This window comes from Spirillospora sp. NPDC052269 (assembly GCF_040679435.1).
In the GTDB taxonomy this organism is placed as follows: Bacteria; Actinomycetota; Actinomycetes; order Streptosporangiales; family Streptosporangiaceae; genus Spirillospora.
Genome location: NZ_JBFAUU010000003.1, coordinates 162,677 through 184,857, shown reverse-complemented (window position 1 = coordinate 184,857; position 22,181 = coordinate 162,677). Strand labels below are relative to the sequence as shown.

Here is a 22,181-nt window from a genome sequence, read left to right as displayed (position 1 = left end):
GCCCCATTCCCCAGGTTCCGGGGCCGGTGATCAGGTGTCTCCGGCCCTCGGACAGCTCTGACAGGACAGCCCGCCGATCTGTGACAGTCCGTCAGGAGGAATTCAGGACGCTCGGGGTGAGGACGGCGGCGCCGGTCAGGCCGCGTCCCCCTCGCCGCCCTCCTCGGGGACGTACTCGAAGGTGGGCCCGGCGGTCATGCCGTCCCCGTCGGGCATCCTCATCAGGGCCTGGGCCTGGCCCTTGAGCTTGTACATGGCGCCGACCGCGGGACGCAGCATCGTCGGGTCGCCGTTGAACGCCACCTCCAGCATCTGCAGGAGCGTCCCGTAGGTCCGGTTGAACTCCTCCTGCGCGACGCGGACCGGGTGGCCCGGCGCGTGGTCGTCCAGGCGCGGGTTGGGACGCATCGGGGCGACGCCCTCCAGGTCCACCGCGATTTCCTCGCCGGTCGGCCCGGACTGCGGGGTGTCGCCGCGCCGGTGGCGGCGTCCGGCGCGGAGCTCCTGGAAGCGGTAGTAGTGCGCGACCTCGTCCCGCTCGGGGTGGTGGACGCTGGGGTCGCCGTCCCAGACCGTGCCGCGCGAGCCGCCCTCACCCTGCTCGACGATCTCCTCGATCGCCTTCAGCGCCGTCTTCAGGTCGGTCACCGCGACCATCTCGCCCGCGGTGTGCTGGAAGTGGGACGACCGGACCTGCGACGACGGGTCGCCGGTGAAGACCTTCTCCTCGCCGAGCCGGTCGCACAGCTCGCGCAGCCCGGCCTCGACGGAGTCGTAGAACTGCCCGATCGTCTCGTAGCCCTCGCCCTCCGCGGCCGCGCCGGGCGGCGCGGGCCGCTCGAGGCGGAGGAACATGTCGAGCGCGTCCGGGCCGAACGGCAGCAGTGACAGTTCGAGGGACGGGTCGGCGTGCGGCATGCGCCGGGGGTGGGGGGTCAGCACCTGCGGCGGGTCGAGGCGCGGGGTGCCGCCGACGGCGTTCAGCAGGTTCGCGGCCAGCGCCAGGTGCAGCATCTCCTCGACGAAGACGCCGGCCACCGCCTCGACGGCGTCGGGGTTGCGGTCGGGGTCGAGGGAGTAGAGGGCGCTCATGTAGGGCGGCAGCGTCGCGTGTTCCAGCTCGATCGCCCACTGCAGGTGCTCGCGAAGGTCCTCGATCGTCGAGATGCCCGGGGCGGACTGCGGTCGTGTTGCCTGGCTCAAAGTGTTCTCTCGCTTCAATTCGGAAAGCTGGTTCAGCGCTCGGGGGTGTCGGGACGGGAGCCGTGTTCCAGCTCCCGGGCGGCGCCGAGGAGGTTGCGGAGCCCGATCTCCTCGCGCTCGGCGTCGGCGGGGTCGAACGCCCATTCCGCGACGGGCAGGCCGGCGACCCACCCGGCGTCGCTGGACTCGGTGAGGCTCAGCTCCACCTCGATCTCCGCCTCGAACTCGACCTCGAACTCGTTGTCGCCGGTCGGACGGCTCATCTCACTCCTTCACAGATGGTTCAGTTCGGCGGCGCCGGGCGGGGCGCGGGCCGCCGGACGGCGTGCACCAGCCGGACCGCGATCTGCCCGGCGTCGAACAGCCGGGTGAACCGCTCGCCCTGCCGGTCGGCGAGCGCCATCGCCCGGTCGTCCCGGTGCCGGGACGCGACGACCGCGGCGACCCGCTCGGCCCTGCGCTTCCAGGACGGCGGCACGTCCTCCGGACGGTCGATCTGCCGGACCGGGACGAACCCCGCCGCGTCCAGGAGCCCGCTGAGCTCCCGCCGGGTCGGGAAGACGTTGCCCTCCGGCGTCGGCAGGAGCTGCCGTCCCTGCGCCACGACGACGAGCAGGCCGAGCGGCCCGCCCGGCCGCAGGACGCGGTGGATCTCGCTGAGCAGGGCGGCCTTGTCCTGGACGATGTCCAGCACGCCCAGGCACCAGGCGGCGTCGACCGACCCGTCCCGGAGCGGGATGCGGGTGCCGTCCGCGGCGAGGATGGGCAGGCCGAACAGCCGCGCGGCGGCCCGTCCCGCGGCGGGCATCGGCTCCAGCAGGATCGGCCGGACGCCGAACCGCTCGGCGGCCCAGGCGGCCGGGCCGCCGAGGCCCGCCCCGACGTCCAGCAGCCGGGTTCCGGCCGACAGCCCGCACGCCTCGGCCAGCCAGGCCAGCGCGGCCGGGTTCGCGCTGCCCCGGCACGCCGCGGGGATCGCATAGGCCGCGCCGAGCCGCTCCACGGCGTCGGCGGTCCAGCCGGCCACGTCGTCGAACTCGGCCGTCAGCGCGGACCCGGACGAGGACCCGGACGAGGACCCGGACAAGGACATGGACACGGTCGACCTCCCCGATCCGGTGCGACCACGCACCGGTGCTCTCGCCACCGACGGACAGGACGTCGCCCGCCGGTGGTCGGTGGTGCGGCGATCAGGCGCCGCCGGGGCTCCTCAGGTGCTTGCGCCGGGCCAGTTCCGCCTCGTCCACCAGCACGAACATCGGCTGGTCGGGGGCGCAGAGCATCGTGACCAGGAACCGGACCGGGACGTCGTCGCGGGCGTTGCCGTCCTGGTAGTGGATGACGTCCCCACCGGGCTCCCAGAAGGCCTCACCGGCCTTGACGACCCGCTCGCCCTGCCCTTCGAGCTCGAACCGCATCTCGCCCTCCAGTACATACCCGAACGCGGGGCCGGGATGCCGGTGCGGCGGGGCGCCCGCGTCGCCGGGCGGGTACTCGATGGTCACGGTCATCGCGTGCGCGCCCGCGGGGATGGACGGCGGGGCGGCGTCCTGGACCATGGTCAGGGCGTTCATCCACGTGGGGCTGGGAGCGTCGGACACGGTGCTTCCTCCGGTTTCTCGTTGTTCCGTGCGGGTCACTTGCCGGGGGCGGGGTTGTTCGGCAGCCACTCGGCGTAGGTGATCTCGCCGAGGGCGGCGCCGTCGAGCGGCACCAGGTCCCGGTCGTGCATCTCGGCGCCGAAGTAGTGCGCCTTCGGGTCGGTGACGACCTCGCGCGTGTCGCCCCAGGCGGACAGGGCGTCGCGGAAGAACTCGTCCATCCGGTACTGCTCGGGCCCGCCGATCTCGACGCCCTTGTCGAGCGGAGCGCCGACCGCGGCCCGGCCGACGGCCTGCGCGACCTCGTCGCCCGCCATCGGCTGGAACCGCACCGGCGGGATGTGGACCGAGCCGTCGACGGTCGCCTCGTCGGCGATCCGGCGCGCGAACTCGAAGAACTGCGTCGCATGGACGATCGAGAACGGGATGCCCGAGTCCTTGATCAGCTTCTCCTGGGCGAGCTTGGCCCGGAAGTAGCCGATGTCGGGCCGCCGCCCGGTGCCGACCACCGACAGCGCGACGTGGTGGCCCACCCCGGCGCCCTTCTCGGCCGCGAGCAGGTTGCGGGTGGAGGTCTCGAAGAACTCCAGCACCGCCGCGTCCTCGAAGGACGGTGAGTTGGACACGTCGATCACCACCGACGCCCCGGCCAGCACGTCCGCCAGCCCCTCGCCGGTGAGCGTGTTGACGCCGGTGTTCGGCGCGGCCGCGACCGCCTCGTGGCCGTGCTCCCCGAGCCTGGCCACGATCTTGCCGCCGATGAGGCCGGTGCCCCCGATGACCACGATCTTCATTTCTGCCCCTTTTCGGTTCCGGGCGGTGTCCGCCACCCGGTCGTCAGCTATGACCGGACGCCCCTGGTCCCTGTGACAGCTCCGCCGAAAGATCCTCCGGATCCGGAGGATCCGCTTCCGGCCGTCACGAACGGGCCGGGCCGGGCCTCGGCCCGTTCTCGCAGGTCATCCCTGCCCTGCGATGGGCCTGCATGAACGTCGTGGTGCGGATGGCCGGTGCGTCGCTGCTCGCGGCGACCGTCCCGAGGAGGGCGGTCAGGACGAGGTGAAGTCGTGGGCGACGAGCGCCGCGCGAAGCTGGGGGAGGTCTCCGGGGCAGGTCGGGTCGAGGCCCGTCAGGACGGCGACGCGCCGCAGCCGGTAGTCCACGGTGTTCGGGTGGACGTGCAGGAGCGGCGCGGCCCGCCGCCTGCTGAACTCGCTGGCCACGTACGCGCGCAGCGTCTCGAGCAGGACCGGGTGACCGGAAAGGACGCCCAGCAGGCCGGCCAGGTGCGTGCGGGCGGGCCCGGGACGGGACAGCTGGTAGTCGAGCAGCACGTCGGTGATCCGGTAGGCCCCCGGCGACCGCCCGGTGATCCGGACGATCTCCAGGATGTCCGCCGACTGCCGCGCGGCGTCGGCGACGGACGCGGCGGAGGTGGCGGCGACCCCGGCGTGGACGGCCGTGCCCGCCCGGTCCGAGATGCGGGCGACCAGGCCGGTCAGCCGCTCCCAGCCGCCGGTCAGGGCCGTCTCCGGGTCGTCCACGGGCAGCAGCGCCGTCCCGCCGTGCGCGTTGAGCGCGTGCAGCGCCCGGTCCCCGCCATGGTGGTCGATCTCCGCCTGGATGCGCCGGAGCTTGCGGCGCGCGGCGACGCTGCTGCTCACCCCCGAGTCGGTCTCGTCCGGGTGGGCGCCGAGGGCCAGGGTGAGGACGGCGTACGCCGGGGCCGGGCGGACGCCCGCGCGCCGGGCGGCCTCGCGCGGGTCCTGGCCGTCCAGCAGCGCGGACAGCACCTCGTGCCGGGCCGCCTGGTCCTGGCCGTGCAGGGCCTGGTGCTCCTCGACGTAGGCGTCCGCGACGGCCGCCGACACCAGCTGCAGGACGTCCAGCAGGATCCGCTGCACCTCGACGACGGCGTCCAGGTCGGCCGGTCCGGCGCGGACGACCAGCGCGTCCAGGCCCATCCGCCAGCCGAGGTGGTACGCCGAGAGCACCGCGCCCAGCGGCACGCCCTCCTCGGCGCGGCGGGCCGCCGAACGCGTCATCTCCGCCAGGTCGGCCGGGACGGGGAGCCGTCCGGTGCGCAGCGTCCGGACGAACACCCGCAGGTTGCCCTCGACGACGCGGGTGATGTCCCCGGCGAGCTCCTCGCGGGGGAGCACCGAGTAGGTCGGGAAACGGTCGGCGAACGTCGCCACCATCCGGCGCGCCAGCGCGGGCACCTGCGCGCCGAGCAGCGAGTCCGCCGGAACCCCGCCGATCCTCGGCGCGGCGCTCCCACCGCCGGACGGCGTCGGGTTCTGCCCGCCTGGCGGCGCGGCGCCCCGCCCGCCGGAGGACGCGGGGCTACCGGCCGGTTTGGTCTCGGTCACAGGATCTCCCGCCCATCTCTGGATATTTCCCTGATGGTCATCGGGCCCGGCGGGCTGAGTATTGCATCGCCCCCCAAGGAGGACCCCGTGCCCCTCAGAGCCCGTCCCCTGCTCCGCCGGACCCTCGTCACCCTCGTCCCCGCGGCTCTCGCGGCCCTCGCGCTCGCGCCCGCCGCCCGCGCGGCCGCGCCCGAGTACGTCGCGCTCGGCGACTCGATGGCGTCCGGCCCGCTGATCCCCGACATCACCGGCCAGATCGCCTGCGCGCGCTCCACGCACAACTACGCGCACGACCTCGCGTCCACGCTGGGCGTCGCGGGCCTGAACGACGTGACGTGCAGCGGCGCCGCGACCAAGCACATGACCGAGCCGCAGAACCTCAGCATCCTCGGGCAGCCCGCGGGAACCGCGCCGCCGCAGTTCGACGCGCTGACCGCCGACACCAAGCTCGTCACGCTGACGATCGGCGGCAACGACGCCGGGCTCGTCGGCGTCGCGCAGGACTGCGTCAACCTGCTTCCCACCGGGACGCCCTGCAAGACCAAGTACACCCAGGGCGGCGTCGACCAGGTCGCCGCGCGCATCGACGCGTTCGAGCCGAAGCTCTCGGCCGTCCTCGACGGCATCCGGCAGCGGTCGCCGCAGGCCCGCGTCGTGGTCACCGGCTACGGCCTGTACATCAAACCGGGCGGCTGCTGGCCCGTCGTGCCCGTCCTGCCGGGCGACGCCGACTGGCTGCAGGGCAACGTCGACCGCATGAACGGTGTGATCGCGCGGCAGGCCGCCGGGCACGGCATGACCTACATCGACCTGGTCACGCCGAGTACCGGCCACGACGCCTGCCAGTCGGCGTCGGCCAAGTGGCTGGAGGGGTTCGTGCCGACGTCCCCGGCCGCGCCGCTCCACCCGAACCAGCAGGGCGAGGCGAACTACGCCCGCATCATCGCCGGTCAGATCCAGGCGGCCCGATGAGGATCGGGGCCGCGCTGGTGGCGCTCCTCACGACGGCGGCCCCGGCCGTGGTGGTCCCGGCCACCGCGGCCGAGGCGGGCACCGCGGGAACCTCGGTGGCGGCGCACGTGTGTGACCCGGCCGATACCGCGGCGTGCATGCTGCCCTTCCCGAACAACTGGTTCACCGTGCCCGACCGGTCCACCGCGACCGGACGGCGCGTGAACCTGTCGCTGCTCGCGACCCCGCGCGCCGGGGGAGTGCTCCCCGCCGACCCCAAGGAGTGGAACCGCGGCGACGGCTTCTCCCCGGGCTCGGCGATGCTCACCCGCGTCCCGGGCCTCGACCTGTCCCGGACCGGCGCGGCCCCGATCACCGACATGGCCCGTTCGCTCGCCCCGGACGCGCCGATCGTCCTCATGGACGCCGCGACCGGCGAACGCTGGCCCTATTTCGCCGAACTCGACGCCAACGCGCCCGAGTCCCGGCGGCTGCTCCTGGTGCGTCCCGCCCGCAACTTCCGCGAGGGCCACCGCTACCTCGTGCTGCTGCGCGGCCTGAAGGCCGCGGACGGGAAGGCGATCCAGGCGACGCCCGCCGTCCGGCGCATGCTGTCGGGCCACCCGATCGGCGGCATCGAGAAGGAGCGCGGCGCCGCCCTCCGCCACACCGTCCAGGAACTGAACGGCCACCACGTCTCCACGTCCGGGCTGTACCTGGCCTGGGACTTCACCGTCGCGTCCACACGGAGCCTCACCGAGCGGGCCGTCCACATGCGGGACGACGCGTTCCGCAAACTCGGAAAGCGCGCGCCCGCGTTCAAGGTCGGGAAGGTCACCGACTTCACCACCGACCAGGACCCGTATCTGGCCCGGCGCGTCGAGGGCACCGTCGACGTCCCCAGCTACCTCGACCTGCCCGGTGGTCCGCCCGGCTCGTCCCTGCACTACGGACGCGACGGCCTGCCCGCGCAGCTCCCCGGCAACGTCCAGAAGGCGAACTTCCGCTGCAACATCCCGCGCAGCGCGCTCACCGCACCGGCGCAGCCCGTCCTGTACGGGCACGGACTCATGGGCAGCGCGTCCGAGATCGACAGCGAGAAGCTGCGCCGCGCGGCGCAGGCGCACGACATCATGCTCTGCGCCACCGACTGGATCGGGATGTCGCAGGGCGACATCGCGAACGTCGCGAGCGTCCTGCTGAACGTCTCCCGGTTCAACACCGTCCCGGACCGGCAGCAGCAGAGCTACCTGGACTTCCTGTTCCTCGGACGCGACCTCGTCCACCCGAAGGGCTTCACCGGCAACGCCGCGTTCCGCTCGCCGGACGGCGGACGTCCGCTCATCGGCGGCGGTCTGGAGTACGCGGGAGCGAGCCAGGGCGGCATCCAGGGGGTGGCGCTGACCGCACTCGCCACCGACTGGCGGCGGTCCGCGCTGATCGTCCCGGGCATCAACTACAGCACGATGCTGAACCGCAGCGTCGACTTCTCCCAGTACGAGAAGCTGCTCAACATCAGCTACCCGGACAGGCTCGAACAGCAGCTCGTCCTGAACCTCATCCAGATGCTCTGGGACCGCGGCGAGGGCGACGGCTACGCCGCGCACGTCACCCGCGACCCGCTGCCCGGCACCCCGAGGCACCAGGTCCTCGTCCACGAGGCGTTCGGCGACCACCAGGTCGCCAACATCGCCACCGAGGTCATGGCGCGCACCATGGGGGACGTCCCGGTGCGGCGGCCCGCGCTCGCCCCCGGACGCAAGCCCGACGTCACCCCGTTCTGGAACCTGCCGGCCCTCACCCGGTTCCCGGCCACGGGATCCGGCCTGGTGATCTGGGACAGCGGCACCCCCGCGCCACCCCTCACCAACACCCCCAACACCGCCGGCAGCGACCCGCACGGCGACACGCGAGGCTCGGCCGAGGCCATGGCGCAGCTCGCCGCCTTCCTCCGCACCGGCCGGATCATCGACACCTGCGCCGGACTTCCCTGCACCATCCACCCGCAAGGCTGAGATCCCTTCGAGGAGCGGCTCCCATGCGCACGCCCCCGCCGAAACCGATGAGACGACGCGTCCCGAGCCTCCTGGCCGCCGCGACCCTGGCCGTCACCCTCACCGCCGCGCCCGCGTCCGCCGACGCCTGGCAGCAGGTCTCCAACGACACCTACTACCTGACCGACGCCCTTCAGCGTTCCCAGGGCGTCACGACGGACGGCAGCGTCTGGTACTTCTCCTGGCAGTACGGCCTGAGCAAGGTCTCCCTGGACGGCAAGACCCTCGCGTCCAAGCCCACGGCCATCCCCGCCCAGCTGGCACTCCAAGGCGACAACCACATCGGCGGCATCGACTTCTACAACGGCAAGCTGTACGCCCCGATCGAGGACGGCAGCAAGTACCAGCACCCCTACATCGCCATCTACGACGCCGCCACGCTCGCCTACACGGGCACCGCGTTCTCCCTGCCCCAGGACATCCAACGCGACGGCGTCCCCTGGACGGCCATAGGCGACGGCTACCTCCTCTCCTCCGAGTACGACGCCACCGCCATCAACGCCTACAGCCTCACGGACGGCCATCTGGTCAAACGCATCCCGCTCAGCCAGCCCATCCCGCACGTCCAGGGCGCGAAGGTCTACGACGGCCACCTCTACGCCTCGTCCGATGGAGGGACCAAGGCCGTCTACGAGATCGCCCTCGACACCGGCGCCGTCACCCAGGTCCTCACGCCGAGCCTCCCGTCCGGCACCGAGGTCGAGGCCCTGACCTTCCTCCCGCGCCCGGACGGCTCCCTGATGCACGTCCTGGACGTCGCCCCGAACCGCCTCTCGGTCAACTTCCGCCACTACCGGCCGTGACCCGCGTCCGCCGCCCGAGCCTCCGGCTCAGGGCGGCGGCCACCTCGGCACGCGGGTGCTGCGCGACGTCCGTGTTTCAGCGGTTGCGGGTGAGCAGGCCGGTGACCGCGGCCAGGACGAGCACGGCCGCGGCCGTCACGGCCGTCGCGTGCGTGTAGCTCGTGAACGGGAGCCCGGACGTCCCGGGGGTGGAACCGAGGGCGCGGGCGAACAGGCCGCCGATCAGCGTGACGCCCGTGGCGTTCGCGATCTGGGTGGCGGTCAGCAGGACACCGCTCGCGGCCCCGGCGTCCGACGGGTCCACCTCCCCGAGCACCGTGCCGATGAGCGGCGGGGCGACCAGCCCCTGCCCGGCCCCGCAGAGGGCCAGGGCGGGCAGCAGCCAGACGGTCTGGCCGTCCTGCGGGACGGCCAGGACGACCGCCAGCACCCCGCCGAGACCGGCCGTCATCAGGACGGGGCCGAAGGCGGGCCCGCCGAGGCGGCGTCCGGCCAGGCTGGTCACGGCGAAGCCGACGCCGAGCGGCGCGAAGACCAGCCCGCTGCCCAGCGGGTCGAGGCCGAGCCCGGCCTGCAGGTGGTAGGCCAGCAGCAGGAAGAACCCCGCCGTGCCCGTGTAGAAGGCCAGGACGGTGAGCAGCCCCCGGACGACCCGCCGCTGCGTCAGCAGCCGCAGGGGCACGAGCGGATCGGCCTGCCGCCGCTCGACCCGGGCGAACACCGCGAGGACCGCGACCCCGGCGGCGACGAGCGGCCACCCCTTCCCGAGGACGGGCGGCAGCAGCAACGCGACGAGCGCCAGTGCCAGCAGCCCGGCCCCGACCAGGTCGATCCGGGCGCGTGCGCCGTGGCTCTCGTGCACCGTCCGGCTCGCGACGACCAGGGCGACGGCCCCGATCGGGACGTTCACCAGGAACGCCGACCTCCACTCCAGGCCGAGCGGGTTCCAGGAGAGCAGCGCGCCGCCGACGACCTGCCCGGCGATGGACGCCAGCCCGATCGTCGCGCCGTAGGCGCCGAGCGCGGTCGCCCGGGCCCGTCCGGTGAACCCGTCCTGGATGATCGACAGCACCTGCGGCAGCATGACCGCCGCCGCCAGCCCCTGCGCGACCCGCGCCCCGACCAGCGCGAGCGCGGACGGCGCGGCCGCGCACGCCACCGACGCGAGCACGAACAGCACGACCCCGGTGAGGAACGTCCGGCGTCGGCCGTACCGGTCGCCGAGCCGTCCGCCGGTGACCAGCCCGACCGCGTAGGCCAGCGTGTACCCGGCGGCCACGAACTGCGCCTCGCCGAACGTGGCGTGCAGGCCGTCCTGGATGGACGGCACGGCGACGGTCACGATGGCCGCGTCCACCACGCCCATGAACGTGGCCAGCAGGACCGCGCCCAGCGCGACCCACCGGCGCCTCGAGGCGGCCGCGGCGACGTCCGGGGGACGGGGGGTGATCACTTGAGTCATGGGACCATTCCGCCACCCGCGGCGCTGCCGCGTCCAAGTCCAGGATCTTCGCCTGTGATAAGCCGCAGTGATCACAGCGGGTAGGGTGAGGTGCATGGAACTGCGGCATCTCCGGTACTTCACCGCGGTCGCGGAGGAACTGCACTACGGCCGCGCCGCGCGGCGGCTGCACATCGCCCAGCCCGGGCTCAGCCAGCAGATCAGGGCGTTCGAACGGGAGCTCGGCGTCGAGCTGTTCGCGCGCAACCGGCGCGGCGTGGCGCTCACCGACGCCGGGACGGCCCTGCTCCCCGCCGCCAGGGACATCCTCGCCCGCGCCGACGCCGCCGTGGACCTGGCCCGCCGCTACGGCGCCGGGGAGGCCGGACGCCTGGCGATCAGCCTCACCAGGTCCGCGCCGCGCAGCGTCGTCACCGAGCTCGTCGACACCTTCCGCGCCGCCCACCCCGCCGTGGACGTGTGGGTGACCAGCGGTTTCACCGCCCGCGACGAGCAGCGGCTGCGCGAGCGCTCCATCGACGCGGCGTTCCTGCGGATGCTGGACGACCCGCGCGACGACCTCGCCTTCCGCACCATCGGCGACGAGCCGATCGTCGCGGCCGTCCCGAGCGGCGACCCGCTCGCGCGCAAGCGCCGGCTCCGGCGCGCGGACGTGGCGGGCCGCCCCCTGGTGTACTGGCCGCGCGAGCACGGCCCGCGCATGTGGGACCGCATGCTCGACCAGGTCTTCGGCGAGGGCGTGCGCCCGGACGTCGCGCACTCCGAGCCTGAGGAGGAGCACATGCTGCACGCCGTCGCCCAGGGGCGCGGCATCGGCTTCATCACCGAGGGCAAGGCCGCCGCCCTGCACGTTCCGGGCGTCCTGATCAGGCGGTTCGCCGATCCCGTCCCGACCGTCCCGATCACGCTCGCGTGGTCCCGCGACAACCCGAACCCCGCCCTGCACCGCTTCCTCGAGCACATCTCCGGCCGCACCGTCCGGGACGCCTGACCCCGGGGAACGGCGAAGCCCGGGCGTTCGCGGGGCGAACACGAACACCCGGGCCGCTCGGGGCGACCAGCCGGACCCACCGGCCGGACTCACCCGCCTGAGGGGGTCAGGCGGGCCTGGGCAGCTGGCAGGCCGCCTGCGTCAGGTCGATGTCGTTGGTGGCCGTGAGGCACTGCGCGAGCAGGTAGGTCTCCTGCCCGTAGCCGATGCCCGGGTGGATGGTCGTGGCGCCGTTCTGGTCGATCTCGCACGGGTTGTCGAGCGTGCAGGTCTCGCCGTTCTCGTTGCTGGTGTTGTTGACCCCGACGACCTGCCCGGACGCGTTGTCGATGACCGGGGAGCCGGACGTCCCGCCGATGGTGTTGCAGGACGCGGTGTAGCGGAGCGAGTCCTTCCAGGTCCAGTCCGCCTCGTGCAGCCGGTACACGAACGCGTCGAGGCTGCAGTTGTAGGTGGTGCGCCAGTACCCGGACACCACGCTGATCACCGTCCCGGCCGTCGGGTGGTTCGTCGACAGGCGCAGCGCGTCCACGCCGTACTGGGACTTGAGCTGCGCGTACGTGGAGCGCAGCTTGTACAGCGTGACGTCGGTGTCGGTCATCGTGCTGTACTCGATCTGGGACGCGCGCAGCGTGGCCAGCGTGCCCGTCCCGGTCTTGTTCAGCAGGCTGAACGACCGCGAGGAGCTGTGGTTCACCACGACCTGGCCCGGTCCGGGCATGCCGAGCTCGCTGCAGTGGCCGTTGGTGAGGACGAGCGCGGGGTCGTTGTCGGTGGACAGGGGACCGCGCACGACCGAGCCCGAGCAGTTGCTCAGCGCGACGATCGCGTGGTAGTCCGTCGCGGCCAGCGGCGCGGTCGGGGCGGGACGCGCGGGACGGGGAGCGGTCGGCGCGGGGTCGGCGTTCGCCGCGACGGCGGGGCCAGCGAGGAGCGCGCCGGCGGTGAGGGCGGCGACGGCCGCCCCGATGAGACGTCGGGTCATGTCGATCGGGTCCTCTCGGGCGGGGGGACGGTCTCCGCCGCGGTCCGCGGCGGGGTGTCAGGACTCGGGACCAAGCGATGTCAGCGTGATGCTAGATCAGCAGCACGAAGCCCGGAAGATCCGAAATGTGCCAGTAAAGAACCCGGCATTACGACAGATAGCGCCAGTCACCTCGCACGCCTCACATGCCTGCGGAACGGTCCACGGCCACGGTCCACGGCCACGCGCCACGGGCCCGCGGGACGCGCGCCGTGACACGGGCGTCCCGCGGGTTGTCAGAGGGGGCCTCTACGATTCCGCACGTGACCACCTACGATGATCTCGACGGTTTCGGGGGCCTGGACGTGTCGGCCCTGTCCGAGCGGCGGCAGCGCATCCTCGCCACGATCCGTGACTGGGTGGTCAGGCACGGGTACCCGCCGAGCACGCGCGAGATCGGCGACGCCGTCGGGCTCCGCTCGACGTCCTCGGTCTCCCGCCACCTGCGGGCCCTGGAGGACGAGGGCTTCCTGACCCGGTCGTCCTCGGTGTCCCGTCCGATCGACGTGCGGACGTTCCTCCGCGAGCCCGGCGACCACGCCCCCGCCGACACCGCGGTGACCGTGCCCGTCGTCGGACGCATCGCCGCCGGGGCGCCCATCTCCGCCGAGGAGCACGTCGACGACACGCTGGCGCTGCCCCGCGAGTTCACCGGCCGCGGCACCGTCTTCGCCCTGCGCGTTCGCGGCGACTCGATGGTCGACGCCGCGATCTGCGACGGCGACATGGTCGTCGTCCGGCAGCAGCCCGAGGCGCACTCCGGTCAGATCGTCGCGGCGATGCTCGGCGACGAGGCCACGGTCAAGGTCTTCCGCCGCCGCGGCGGCCACGTCGTCCTGGAGCCCCGCAATCCCGCCTACGAGGACATCGACGGCGACGACGCCACCATCCTGGGCGTCGTGGTCTCCGTGCTCCGCAGCGTCTGAGCCACCGGAGCGACCTCGCCCACACGGCAGGGCGCGACCCCGTCCGGCGGGTCGACACCGGCACGTCGATGCTGGCGGCAGACCATCGGATGGGGTTTCCTTTACCCATGCTTCTCCGTGCACGTGGGCGGCTGACCGCCGAGTGAGCGATCGCCACGACCTCATCATCACGAACGCGGCGCGTGGCGACCTCGCCCACGCGCACGCGCTCGCCCTGACGATCGACTCCGCGCGCTACCGGGACCTCGCCTTCGCCGACATCGCGAGGATCGCCGACGCCGGAGGCTCACTCGACCACGCCGACGCGGCCCTGTCCCGCATCGCCGACCAGCACGTGCGCTCCCTCGTCCAGAACGAACTGCTCCGCAACGCGGTGACCAGGAACGACTTCGAGCGCGCGGAACGCGTCGCCCGCTCCGCCCCCGAACCCCACGTCCGGACGGGCCTGCTCCTCACCGTCATCCGCGGCCTCGCGGTCGCGGACCGGGGCGACCGTGCCCTGGCGCTGGCGAACGAGGTCCGGGAGGCCGTCCACGACCAGCACGACCCCCTCGACCGCGACTGGGCGAGCCTGGACGCCGTCGTCGCGGCCGTCGCCGCGGGCGACCTTCCCGGCGCCCTCCGGACGACCGCCTCCATCGGCAACCCCGTCGCGCGCGTCGGCGCCCTGGCCGAGATCGCCAAGGCCGCCGCGGGCGACCCGCCACTGGCCGCCCGCCTCCTGAAGCAGGCCACCGCCCTCGCCCGCTCCCTGCCGAACAGCGCCGACCGCGCCACCGCCCTGCTGAGCATCATCGGCGCCCACCCCGCACCGCCGCTGCCCGACATCTCCCTCCCTCCCAAGGCCCTCGCGGGCTCCTAGCCCCCGCATAGTCCCGCCCCGCCCCGCCCAGCGCGCCTCGCCGACCTGGGCGTTCCGCCGCATGAGTCGCGGCTTCCTTCACCGCCGCACACCCCTGCGCGCCGCCGGGCCACCCCTCGATCTGGACGAGCCGGCCCGTGCCGTCCGGCGCGGCTTCGACGTGCCCTGCGGCCGGGATCCTTCTGAGCAGGCAAAACGCACTCGGATCAAAAATTTCGAACCTTAAGTTCAAGGAAATCAAGAATCTGGCGTTGCAGAGTTAAAAAACTCAATGTACAACTGAGGTGTGAGCACGGCGGCGACGACCAGGTGTTCCTCGCCGCGCTCGTGCGCCACCCCTTCCGTCCGGACGGGAGCGCCCGTCAGCGCCGGACGAACTCTCAGGCGAACATGAGGAGAAGCGAGAACATGGACGAGCAGCACCGCCAGGTCCTGAGCCTGCTGGCGGAGGACAGGATCACCGTGGACGAGGCCGAGCGGCTGATCGACGCCCTCGAGCCGGAGCGGCCCGAGACCCCGTCCGGGGCCGCGTCCCACCCGAACCCCCGTCCGAAGTACCTGCGCGTGGTCGTGCACGCGGAGGCCGAGACCGGCGGGGCCGAGCCGAGCCGGGTCAACATCCGGATCCCGCTCCAGCTGCTGCGGGCCGGGGTCCGCCTCGCGAGCCTCGTCCCGCCGCAGGCGCTCGCCAAGGTGAACGAGGAGCTGAGCAGGTCCGGGGTGCCCATCGACCTCACCGAGCTCAAGCCGCAGGACGTCGAGGAGTTCGTCGACCAGCTCGGCGGCGTCCGCGTCGACGTCGACGACCCGAGCGGCAAGGTGCAGGTGTTCTGCGAATGACCGCGGCCGGAGAGAGGGAGGACCGTTCGATGACCGAGCGTCAGGCCCCGGCGATCCACGTGCGGGGGCTGGAGAAGGCGTACAAGAAGCTCACGGTGCTGCGCGGCGTGGACCTCGACGTCGCGCGCGGCAGCATCTTCGCCCTGCTCGGCTCGAACGGGGCGGGCAAGACCACGGTCGTGAACATCCTGGCCACGCTGCTGCGGGCCGACGCCGGGACGGCCCGTGTCAACGGCTTCGACGTCGCGACGCGGGGGGCGGACGTCCGGGAGTCCATCAGCCTCACCGGCCAGTTCGCGGCCGTGGACGAGATCCTCACCGGACGGGAGAACCTCGTCCTGGTCGCCCGGCTACGGCGCCTCAAGGACCCGGGCCGGATCGCGGACGGCCTGCTCGAACGCTTCTCGCTCACCGACGCGGCCGCACGGCGGGTGGCGACGTACTCCGGCGGTATGCGCCGCCGCCTCGACATCGCGATGAGCCTCGTCGGGAACCCGCCGGTCATCTTCCTCGACGAGCCGACGACCGGCCTCGACCCCCAGGCGCGCATCGAGGTCTGGGACGCCGTCCGGGAGCTCGCCGGGCGCGGCACGACGGTGCTGCTCACGACGCAGTACCTGGACGAGGCCGAGCACCTCGCCGACCGGATCGCGATCCTCCACCAAGGCCGGATCATCGTGAACGGCACCCTCACCGAGCTCAGGGAGCTGCTCCCGCCCGCCGAGGTCGAGTACGTCGAGAAGCAGCCGACGCTCGAGGACGTCTTCTTCGCCATCGTCGGCGACAAGAGCGACAAGAGCGACAAGGACACCGACGCCAGCACCGGCGCCTCCGCCGCGACCCCTCAGGAACAGTGATGGCCCCCCGATTCCTCGGCGACACCTCCGCCCTGCTCGGCCGCTCCCTGCGTCACATCCTGCGCAGCCCGGACACCATCATCACGACCTCGGTCATGCCGATCGCCTTCATGCTGCTGTTCGTCTACGTCTTCGGCGGTGCGATCCAGCCCGGGACCGGCAGGTACGTGAACTACCTGCTGCCCGGCATCCTGATCATCACGATCGCCTCGGGCGTCTCCTACACCGCGTTCCGGCTCTTCCTGGACATGAAGGGCGGCATCTTCGAACGGTTCCAGTCCCTGCCGATCGCGCGGTCGTCCGTCCTGTGGGCCCACGTGCTGACCTCGCTGGTCGCCAACGTGATCTCGCTCGTGGTCGTCGTGCTCGTCGCGCTCCTCATGGGCTTCCGCTCGGGGGCCGGGGTGCCGGCGTGGCTCGCGGTCGCCGGGCTCCTGATCCTGCTCACCCTGACGCTGACGTGGCTCGCCGTCATCCCCGGGCTGACCGCCAAGTCGCCGGACGGCGCGAGCGGGTTCTCCTACCCGCTCATCTTCCTGCCGTTCGTCAGCTCGGCGTTCGTGCCGACCCACACCATGCCCGGCCCGGTGCGCGCCTTCGCCGAGCACCAGCCGGTGACGTCCATCGTCGACACCGTCCGCGAGCTGTTCGCCCAGAAGCCCGTCGGGGACGACATCTGGACGGCCCTCGCCTGGTGCCTCGGCGTCCTCGTGGTCGCCTACGGCCTCGCCACGTTCACCTACCGCCGCAAGATCACCTGAGTCCCCGCCCTGCCCGCGCGGTCCGTCCACCCGGCGCCCGGTTCGCACCGGACGCCGGGTGGACCTTCCCGTTCCGGGCGGTCAGCGCAGGGTGGCGGTGAAGCTGCGCGGCTTCCCGTAGTTCCCGGCGGCGTCGATCGCGCGGTACTCGATCGTGTGGCGTCCGGAGGCGAGCTTGCCGTAGATCAGGTCGTCGATGTTCGTCCCCGTCTTGGTGAACAGGAACGGACGCGTCGAGTCCGTCGGCCAGCCGTAGTAGTTGTACCAACCGTCGCCGTCCACGCGGAACTCCGCGACCACGTATCCGGGCTGGTCGTCGGTCGGGGTGAGTTTCACCGTGAGCTGGTCGCCCGCGGGCGGCTGCTGGGCCTCGGCGCTCACGGTCGGTGGCGTGGCGTCGACCGTCCACGCCTTGGTCTCCGTGCCGACCGACGCGGTGACCCGGTGCGTCCCCGGACGGAGTGACGGCAGGCGCAGGTCGCGGTCGGCCTTGACGGGATGTCCGTCCAGCCGCCATTCGACACGCGGCGCGGACGTCGCCGGGTGCGTGGTCTCCGCGGCGATGACGCTGTGCGCGCCGACGGGACGATCGGTCGGCGTCGTCGTGGTGAAGCCGGGGGACGTGGCGTCCGGCGGCGTCCGCACGGACGTGTCGACCGTCCAGGAACGCGTCCTGGCGAACGACGCCCGGACCGCGGGATCGCGGATGAACCCGGTCGGATCGTCCACCGAGACACTCACCCGGTGCACGCCGCTCTTCAGGCGCAGACCCCGCAGGTCCAGATCGTGGCCGGCGCGCACGGCACGTCCGTCGACGGTCCAGGCGACGCGCAGCGCGTGGTCGACGGGATGCAGGGTCTCCAGCCAGAGCACCCGGTCCGCGCCGACCGTGCCCTCGGGCGTGGAGTCCTGGATGAGGTCGACCTTCGCCGAGATCGCCTGCGTCATCCGCTCGCGGCCGACCTGGTCGTAGTAGTAGCCGAGCCTCTTCATGATCGAGTGCTCGCTCGGCCGCCAGACGCCCTTGCTGTAGTACATGCCGCCCTCGTGGCGGCCGATCGTCCCGCCCGCCTCGCTGCGCTCGCCGAGCCAGCGCCACCACTTCTTGTGCTGCTCGCGCATCTGCGCCTCGGTGAGCAGCGTGTGATGGATCGAGTCGGGCTCGGGACCGGTGTACGTCCCGCCGGGGACGCCCCGGTAGTAGTAGTCGTACTCGTCGTCCAGCCCGCCGACCGAGTGGCCGAGCTCGTGCGGGGAGATCAGCGCGGACATGGCGTTGCCGCCGGACGCGGTCGCGTACGTGCCGCCCGCGCCGCCATAGGTCCTGCTGTTGGCCAGCGCGAGGATCTGCCGGTTCGCCGCCGGGACGTCCTTGACCAGGCCCGCGTACGTGTTCGCCGCGTCCTCGTTCATGACGAGCAGCCGCTGGATGCCGTCCGCCTGGCAGCCGCTCCAGAACGACATCCCGAGCGGCGTGTCCTTCTTGGCGTCGTTCACACCCGGGTCGCAGCTGACGCCGGACGTCCTCGACGGGATCTCCACCCGGTACACGTTGATGTAGCTGCGGTACGACTTGTACGGCTCGATGCTCCACAGCACGTTCAGGTGCTTGTCGACGTTCTGCCGGAACGCCGGCATGTCGGCCTCGGTGTACCCGTCGCCGAGCACGACCAGGTTGAACCGCTTGGCGGGATCCCCGGTGACCTGGACGGGGACGACCGTCGCGGCGGGCTCGCCGGCGCGCGCCGGCACTGCACCGACGACCAGGGACAGGGGAGTGATGGCCGCCGTGACGACGGCGGCCGCGCGTTTCAGCATGGCTGACCTCCTGAGCCGATCATGGTCGAGCCCACCGCCTCCGGGCCATCCCGGCCGACAAGGAATCGGTGAAAAATGGATCAACAGGCCACTTTCGGTCACGTCTCGGAGTGCCGGGACGTCCGCTGACACGCTCGGTGGAGGGACGCGGCAGAAGCGGCTCCGCAGCGGCGACCGGGAGGCGGCATGGGGCGGGTTTCGGCGGTGGCGGACGAGGTCCTGGCCGGGTGGGTGGCCGACGGGTGCGAGCGCGCCGTCCAGCTGGTCGCCGACCTCGACGACGAGCGGATGGTGGGGCCGCTGCTCCCGACGGTCAACCCGCTGATCTGGGAGATCGGGCATCTGGCGTGGTTTCAGGAGAAGTTCGTCCTACGTGACGCGTGCGGCGAGGACCCGATGCTGCCGTTCGGCGACGCGCTCTACGACTCCGGCGCGATTCCGCACGACACCCGGTGGCGGCTGGCCCTGCCGTCCTGCGCGGAGACCGTCGCGTACATGCGCGCGGTGGCCGAACGTGTCGCCGAGCGCGTCCTCCGGACGGACGCGACGGACGTGCTGCGGCACTTCGCGCGCTACACGGTCCATCACTACGACACGCACACCGAGGCGTTCACCTACACGCGGCAGGGCCTCGGCCACCCGGCCCCGGAGCTGCCCGGCCTGACCGACGGCCCGGCCCCGAAGGGCGGGGGAGCGCTGCCCGGCGACGTCCGGCTGGACGGCGGGCGGTTCGTCCTCGGCGCGCTCATGTCCGACCCGTTCGTCTACGACAACGAGAAGTGGGCGCACGAGGTCCGGGTCGAGCCGTTCACGATCGCCAGGGCACCGGTGACGCAGGCGGAGTTCGCGGCCTTCGTCGAGGACGGCGGCTACACCGACACGCGGTTGTGGGGCGACCAGGGCGCCTGGCTGGCCGCCACGGGCGCGACGCGTCCGCTGTACTGGCGTCCCGCACCGGACGGCGGGTGGCAGCGGCGGCACTTCGACCGCTGGCTCGACCTGGAACCCGACGTCCCGGTCGGCCATGTGTGCTGGTGGGAGGCAGACGCCTACTGCCGGTGGGCAGGCCGCAGGCTGCCGACCGAGGCCGAGTGGGAGTTCGCCGCGACCGGCGGAGGGCATGCCGCCTACCCCTGGGGCGAGGACGCGCCGACCGCAGAGCAGGCCGCGACGGACTGGCGCGGCGCCGGTCCCGCGGACGTCGGGGCCTGCGCGGACGGCGACGGCCCGTCCGGCTGCCGCCACATGATCGGGAACGTCTGGGAGTGGACGGCGAGCGACTTCACCGCCTATCCGAACTTCGAGCGCGACGCCTACGCCGAGAACTCCGAGCAGTTCTTCGGGCGGCGCAAGGTGCTGCGCGGCGGCTCCTGGGCGACCCGCGGGCGGTTCGTCCGCACCACGATGCGCAACTACTTCCCGCAGGACCGCCGGGACATCCTCGGTGGCCTGCGCACCTGTACCGTCTCCCCGTGATCCTCCTCGTCACCCCGACCACGCCAGGCAGCACGTACGGGAACGGAGTGTCCGCGCGCCGCTGGGCCCGGATCCTCGACGACCTCGGCCACCGGGTGGAGGTCGCGGGCGGACACCGGAGCGGCGACCACACCGCGCTGCTCGCCCTGCACGCCCGCAAGAGCGCGGACGCCGTGCGCGCCTTCCACGCCGAGCACCCCCACGCCCCGATCGTGATCGCGCTGACCGGGACCGACCTCTACCCGGACCTGGACGCCACCGGTGTGGACCGTTCCGTTCTGGCGCTGGCCGACCGGCTGATCGTGCTCCAGCCGCACGGACTCCGCCAGGTCGGGCCCGCCCTGGCGGAGCGGACGCGGGTGATCGTGCAGTCGGTGCCCGCGATCCCACCGCGTCCGCCGCTGGACGACCGGTTCGAGGTCGCGTTCCTCGCCCACGTCCGTCCGGTGAAGGATCCGCTGCGCCTGGCGGAGGCGACGCGCCTGCTGCCCGCCGACTCACGCGTCCGCGTCACCCACGTCGGCGAGGGCCGGGACGACGCCCTCACCGAGACCCTCGCGGCCGAGGCCGTCCGCAACTTCCGCTACGACTGGCTCGGCCAGGTCGAACGCGAACGCGCCCTGGACATCCTCGCCCGCAGCCGCGTCCTCGCGCTCACCTCACTCCACGAGGGCGGGGCGAACGTCATCTCCGAGGCGCTGGCCGCGCGCGTCCCCGTCGTCGCGTCCCGGATTTCCGGCTCGGTCGGCCTCCTGGGGGAGGACTACCCCGGCTACTACCCGCCCGGCGACACCGCGGCCCTGGCGGAGACCCTGCACCGGGCCGAACGAGACCCCGGCTTCCACAACGCCCTGATGCGGCACATCGAGACGCTCGCGCCGATGGTCGACCCCGCCATCGAACGGCAGGCGATCGCCGAGCTCCTGGCCGAGATCGGCTGCAGGTAGACCCGGACGTCCGGAATCCGGCGGCACCTCCGGAATGATCTCCATCACATTCCGGGACCCTTGCGGGAATGATCCTCGTCACTCGCGGAGGGTCTCGCGGGGCGTCCGGCCGAACCTTTCCCGGTACGCGGCGGCGAAGCGGCCGAGGTGCGCGAAACCCCAGCCCCGCGCGATCGCCGCGACCGTGTCGCCGGACGTCGGGTCGGCCGCCCGCAGCGCCAGGTGCGCCCCGTCCAGCCGCGCCTCCCGCAGGTACGCGGTCGGCGTCGTCCCGAGGACGCGCCGGAACCCGTCCTGCAGGGCGCGCGGACTCGTCCGGGCCGCCTCGGCGATCTCCGTCAGGCCGATGTCCCGGTGCGCGTGCTCGTCCACGAACGCGCGCGCCCGCCGCACCGCCGCCGGAAGCGTCCGGTCCGCCCCAGGATGCTCACCGACCAGCACCGGGAACGTCGTCAGGTACACCGCCGACAGCAGCCGGACGGCCTCCGACCGCAGCAGCGGGCCCACCGCGCCGGACGCCTCGTCGAGCAGCTCGTGCGACACGAACCGGACGGCCCCGCACCACCGCCGCACCCGGTCCCCGGACAGCGGACCGGCCAGCACCGGCGTCACCGGCGCGCCCAGGACCTCCAGCGCCGCCCGCGCCAGCGCGGGCCGCGTGATGCCCACCATACCGAGTTCCGCGCCGGGCCAGCGGGCGTGCGCCGGGCCGCCCGGCGGCAGCGCCACGAACCCGCCCCGGACGGCCCGCGCCTCGTCCCGTCCCGCCTCCACCGCGTACGCCCCGTCCAGCACGCTCACCACGACGAGGAAGTCGCGCGGGTCGGTGACCAGCCGGGTGCCGAGCGTGTGCGTGATCCGGCCGAGCGAGAGACGGCCCTCGGTGGCCGTCGCCGCCCGGAACCGGAACGCGGCCCGGTCCCCGCTGAACCGGGGCCGGTGGCCGACATAGGTCCGGCCCAGATAGCCGTGGGCCTCGTCGACGTCGCCGGTCACGAGCTCGGTGCGCGTCACCGGACCGCCGTCCCTGCGCGCCTCCATGCGCGGCCTCCGCTCACCCACCGGGGCCGCCACCGTACGCCCTGTCCACCAGGCGCACCCAGTGTCCGCACGGCGAAGGCATCGGTTGCCTCCGACCGGCGCGTTCGCTTCGCTGGACGGCGGGGCGGGGCGGGACGGCCGGCGGCCGGGGGGCGCACGGAGGTCAGGGCGATCACCTCACCGCAGAACCAT

21 protein-coding genes are annotated in these 22,181 nt (G+C 72.9%); 11 read left to right on the top strand and 10 right to left on the bottom strand.

All coding sequences use genetic code 11. From position 1 onward, the window contains the following. Positions 1–135: 135 nt before the first annotated feature. The 6 genes from AB0L06_RS07375 to AB0L06_RS07350 all read right to left on the bottom strand — a co-directional run bounded on the left by AB0L06_RS07375 (position 136) and on the right by AB0L06_RS07350 (position 5,176). Positions 136–1,221: a ferritin-like domain-containing protein gene (locus tag AB0L06_RS07375; protein ID WP_500230061.1), complete on the bottom strand. Its 1,086-nt coding sequence runs from the start codon at positions 1,219–1,221 to the stop codon at positions 136–138. Positions 1,222–1,235: 14 nt separating this feature from the next. After that, positions 1,236–1,466, bottom strand: coding sequence for a hypothetical protein (locus AB0L06_RS07370; RefSeq protein ID WP_500230060.1), 231 nt, complete (start codon positions 1,464–1,466; stop codon positions 1,236–1,238). A gap of 20 nt (positions 1,467–1,486) precedes the next feature. Next, positions 1,487–2,296 carry a class I SAM-dependent methyltransferase gene (locus tag AB0L06_RS07365; RefSeq protein ID WP_500230385.1) on the bottom strand — a complete coding sequence of 270 codons (810 nt, stop codon included), beginning with the start codon at positions 2,294–2,296 and terminating at the stop codon, positions 1,487–1,489. Between the two features lie 97 nt (positions 2,297–2,393). Next, positions 2,394–2,804, bottom strand: coding sequence for a cupin domain-containing protein (locus AB0L06_RS07360; RefSeq protein ID WP_500230059.1), 411 nt, complete (start codon positions 2,802–2,804; stop codon positions 2,394–2,396). A gap of 35 nt (positions 2,805–2,839) precedes the next feature. After that, a complete protein-coding gene (locus AB0L06_RS07355) occupies positions 2,840–3,598 on the bottom strand; it encodes an SDR family oxidoreductase (RefSeq protein ID WP_500230058.1) in 759 nt (252 codons plus the stop codon). A gap of 255 nt (positions 3,599–3,853) precedes the next feature. After that, a complete protein-coding gene (locus AB0L06_RS07350) occupies positions 3,854–5,176 on the bottom strand; it encodes a PucR family transcriptional regulator (protein WP_500230057.1) in 1,323 nt (440 codons plus the stop codon). A gap of 87 nt (positions 5,177–5,263) precedes the next feature. On the opposite strand from AB0L06_RS07350, the gene AB0L06_RS07345 reads away from it, so the two are divergent. The 3 genes from AB0L06_RS07345 to AB0L06_RS07335 are packed head-to-tail and all read left to right on the top strand — an operon-like array spanning position 5,264 to position 8,984. Beyond that, positions 5,264–6,148: an SGNH/GDSL hydrolase family protein gene (locus AB0L06_RS07345; RefSeq protein WP_500230056.1), complete on the top strand. Its 885-nt coding sequence runs from the start codon at positions 5,264–5,266 to the stop codon at positions 6,146–6,148. Then, positions 6,145–8,142 carry a hypothetical protein gene (locus AB0L06_RS07340; RefSeq protein ID WP_500230055.1) on the top strand — a complete coding sequence of 666 codons (1,998 nt, stop codon included), beginning with the start codon at positions 6,145–6,147 and terminating at the stop codon, positions 8,140–8,142. Before AB0L06_RS07345 ends, AB0L06_RS07340 begins: the two co-directional genes overlap by 4 nt. A gap of 23 nt (positions 8,143–8,165) precedes the next feature. Then, the gene (locus AB0L06_RS07335) at positions 8,166–8,984 is read left to right on the top strand and encodes a DUF6923 family protein (RefSeq protein ID WP_500230054.1); all 819 of its coding nucleotides are present in this window, start codon (positions 8,166–8,168) and stop codon (positions 8,982–8,984) included. Between the two features lie 76 nt (positions 8,985–9,060). Here AB0L06_RS07335 and AB0L06_RS07330 read toward each other — a convergent pair whose 3' ends face one another. Beyond that, positions 9,061–10,446: an MFS transporter gene (locus AB0L06_RS07330; protein WP_500230053.1), complete on the bottom strand. Its 1,386-nt coding sequence runs from the start codon at positions 10,444–10,446 to the stop codon at positions 9,061–9,063. 94 nt (positions 10,447–10,540) lie between these two features. Here AB0L06_RS07330 and AB0L06_RS07325 point away from each other — a divergent pair, with 94 nt between their 5' ends. Next, complete coding sequence (locus AB0L06_RS07325; RefSeq protein ID WP_500230052.1) at positions 10,541–11,437, top strand: LysR family transcriptional regulator; 897 nt, start codon at positions 10,541–10,543, stop codon at positions 11,435–11,437. 106 nt (positions 11,438–11,543) lie between these two features. On the opposite strand, the gene AB0L06_RS07320 is transcribed toward AB0L06_RS07325, so the two are convergent. Beyond that, on the bottom strand, positions 11,544–12,422 hold the full coding sequence (locus AB0L06_RS07320) for a S1 family peptidase (RefSeq protein ID WP_500230051.1): 879 nt from the start codon (positions 12,420–12,422) through the stop codon (positions 11,544–11,546). 293 nt (positions 12,423–12,715) lie between these two features. Between AB0L06_RS07320 and lexA the strand changes: the two genes are divergently transcribed. The 5 genes from lexA (at position 12,716) to AB0L06_RS07295 (ending at position 16,707) form a co-directional block, all read left to right on the top strand. Further along, positions 12,716–13,387: a transcriptional repressor LexA gene (gene lexA, locus AB0L06_RS07315; RefSeq protein ID WP_500230384.1), complete on the top strand. Its 672-nt coding sequence runs from the start codon at positions 12,716–12,718 to the stop codon at positions 13,385–13,387. A 142-nt stretch (positions 13,388–13,529) separates the two neighbouring features. After that, the gene (locus AB0L06_RS07310) at positions 13,530–14,249 is read left to right on the top strand and encodes a hypothetical protein (protein WP_500230050.1); all 720 of its coding nucleotides are present in this window, start codon (positions 13,530–13,532) and stop codon (positions 14,247–14,249) included. Positions 14,250–14,657: 408 nt separating this feature from the next. Continuing rightward, on the top strand, positions 14,658–15,089 hold the full coding sequence (locus AB0L06_RS07305; RefSeq protein WP_500230049.1) for an SHOCT-like domain-containing protein: 432 nt from the start codon (positions 14,658–14,660) through the stop codon (positions 15,087–15,089). A gap of 29 nt (positions 15,090–15,118) precedes the next feature. Beyond that, positions 15,119–15,946, top strand: coding sequence for an ABC transporter ATP-binding protein (locus AB0L06_RS07300; RefSeq protein ID WP_500230048.1), 828 nt, complete (start codon positions 15,119–15,121; stop codon positions 15,944–15,946). After that, on the top strand, positions 15,946–16,707 hold the full coding sequence (locus AB0L06_RS07295; protein WP_500230047.1) for an ABC transporter permease: 762 nt from the start codon (positions 15,946–15,948) through the stop codon (positions 16,705–16,707). Before AB0L06_RS07300 ends, AB0L06_RS07295 begins: the two co-directional genes overlap by 1 nt. A gap of 81 nt (positions 16,708–16,788) precedes the next feature. Here AB0L06_RS07295 and AB0L06_RS07290 read toward each other — a convergent pair whose 3' ends face one another. Next, positions 16,789–18,525 (bottom strand): M64 family metallopeptidase, encoded by a 1,737-nt coding sequence (locus AB0L06_RS07290; RefSeq protein ID WP_500230046.1) that lies wholly within the window; start codon positions 18,523–18,525, stop codon positions 16,789–16,791. Positions 18,526–18,711: 186 nt separating this feature from the next. Here AB0L06_RS07290 and senA point away from each other — a divergent pair, with 186 nt between their 5' ends. Both senA and senB read left to right on the top strand, forming a co-directional pair. Then, the gene (gene senA / locus AB0L06_RS07285) at positions 18,712–20,001 is read left to right on the top strand and encodes a selenoneine synthase SenA (RefSeq protein ID WP_500230045.1); all 1,290 of its coding nucleotides are present in this window, start codon (positions 18,712–18,714) and stop codon (positions 19,999–20,001) included. Then, entirely contained in the window at positions 19,998–20,948 is a 951-nt protein-coding gene (senB, locus tag AB0L06_RS07280; RefSeq protein WP_500230044.1) for a selenoneine biosynthesis selenosugar synthase SenB, read from the top strand. The genes senA and senB overlap by 4 nt, the downstream gene beginning before the upstream one ends. A gap of 78 nt (positions 20,949–21,026) precedes the next feature. On the opposite strand, the gene AB0L06_RS07275 is transcribed toward senB, so the two are convergent. Then, entirely contained in the window at positions 21,027–21,989 is a 963-nt protein-coding gene (locus AB0L06_RS07275; protein WP_500230043.1) for a helix-turn-helix transcriptional regulator, read from the bottom strand. Between the last annotated feature and the right edge of the window lie 192 nt (positions 21,990–22,181).

What these genes read in the sequence shown, in the direction of transcription:
- AB0L06_RS07325 (WP_500230052.1), top strand. Translation starts at nt 10,541, where the DNA reads ATGGAACTGCGGCATCTCCGGTACTTCACCGCGGTCGCGGAGGAACTG.
- AB0L06_RS07295 (WP_500230047.1), top strand. Translation starts at nt 15,946, where the DNA reads ATGGCCCCCCGATTCCTCGGCGACACCTCCGCCCTGCTCGGCCGCTCC.
- AB0L06_RS07275 (WP_500230043.1), bottom strand. Translation starts at nt 21,989, where the DNA reads ATGGAGGCGCGCAGGGACGGCGGTCCGGTGACGCGCACCGAGCTCGTG.
- senA (WP_500230045.1), top strand. Translation starts at nt 18,712, where the DNA reads ATGGGGCGGGTTTCGGCGGTGGCGGACGAGGTCCTGGCCGGGTGGGTG.
- AB0L06_RS07370 (WP_500230060.1), bottom strand. Translation starts at nt 1,466, where the DNA reads ATGAGCCGTCCGACCGGCGACAACGAGTTCGAGGTCGAGTTCGAGGCG.
- AB0L06_RS07300 (WP_500230048.1), top strand. Translation starts at nt 15,119, where the DNA reads ATGACCGAGCGTCAGGCCCCGGCGATCCACGTGCGGGGGCTGGAGAAG.
- AB0L06_RS07335 (WP_500230054.1), top strand. Translation starts at nt 8,166, where the DNA reads ATGCGCACGCCCCCGCCGAAACCGATGAGACGACGCGTCCCGAGCCTC.
- AB0L06_RS07330 (WP_500230053.1), bottom strand. Translation starts at nt 10,446, where the DNA reads ATGACTCAAGTGATCACCCCCCGTCCCCCGGACGTCGCCGCGGCCGCC.
- AB0L06_RS07320 (WP_500230051.1), bottom strand. Translation starts at nt 12,422, where the DNA reads ATGACCCGACGTCTCATCGGGGCGGCCGTCGCCGCCCTCACCGCCGGC.
- AB0L06_RS07365 (WP_500230385.1), bottom strand. Translation starts at nt 2,296, where the DNA reads ATGTCCTTGTCCGGGTCCTCGTCCGGGTCCTCGTCCGGGTCCGCGCTG.
- AB0L06_RS07305 (WP_500230049.1), top strand. Translation starts at nt 14,658, where the DNA reads ATGGACGAGCAGCACCGCCAGGTCCTGAGCCTGCTGGCGGAGGACAGG.
- AB0L06_RS07290 (WP_500230046.1), bottom strand. Translation starts at nt 18,525, where the DNA reads ATGCTGAAACGCGCGGCCGCCGTCGTCACGGCGGCCATCACTCCCCTG.
- AB0L06_RS07355 (WP_500230058.1), bottom strand. Translation starts at nt 3,598, where the DNA reads ATGAAGATCGTGGTCATCGGGGGCACCGGCCTCATCGGCGGCAAGATC.
- AB0L06_RS07340 (WP_500230055.1), top strand. Translation starts at nt 6,145, where the DNA reads ATGAGGATCGGGGCCGCGCTGGTGGCGCTCCTCACGACGGCGGCCCCG.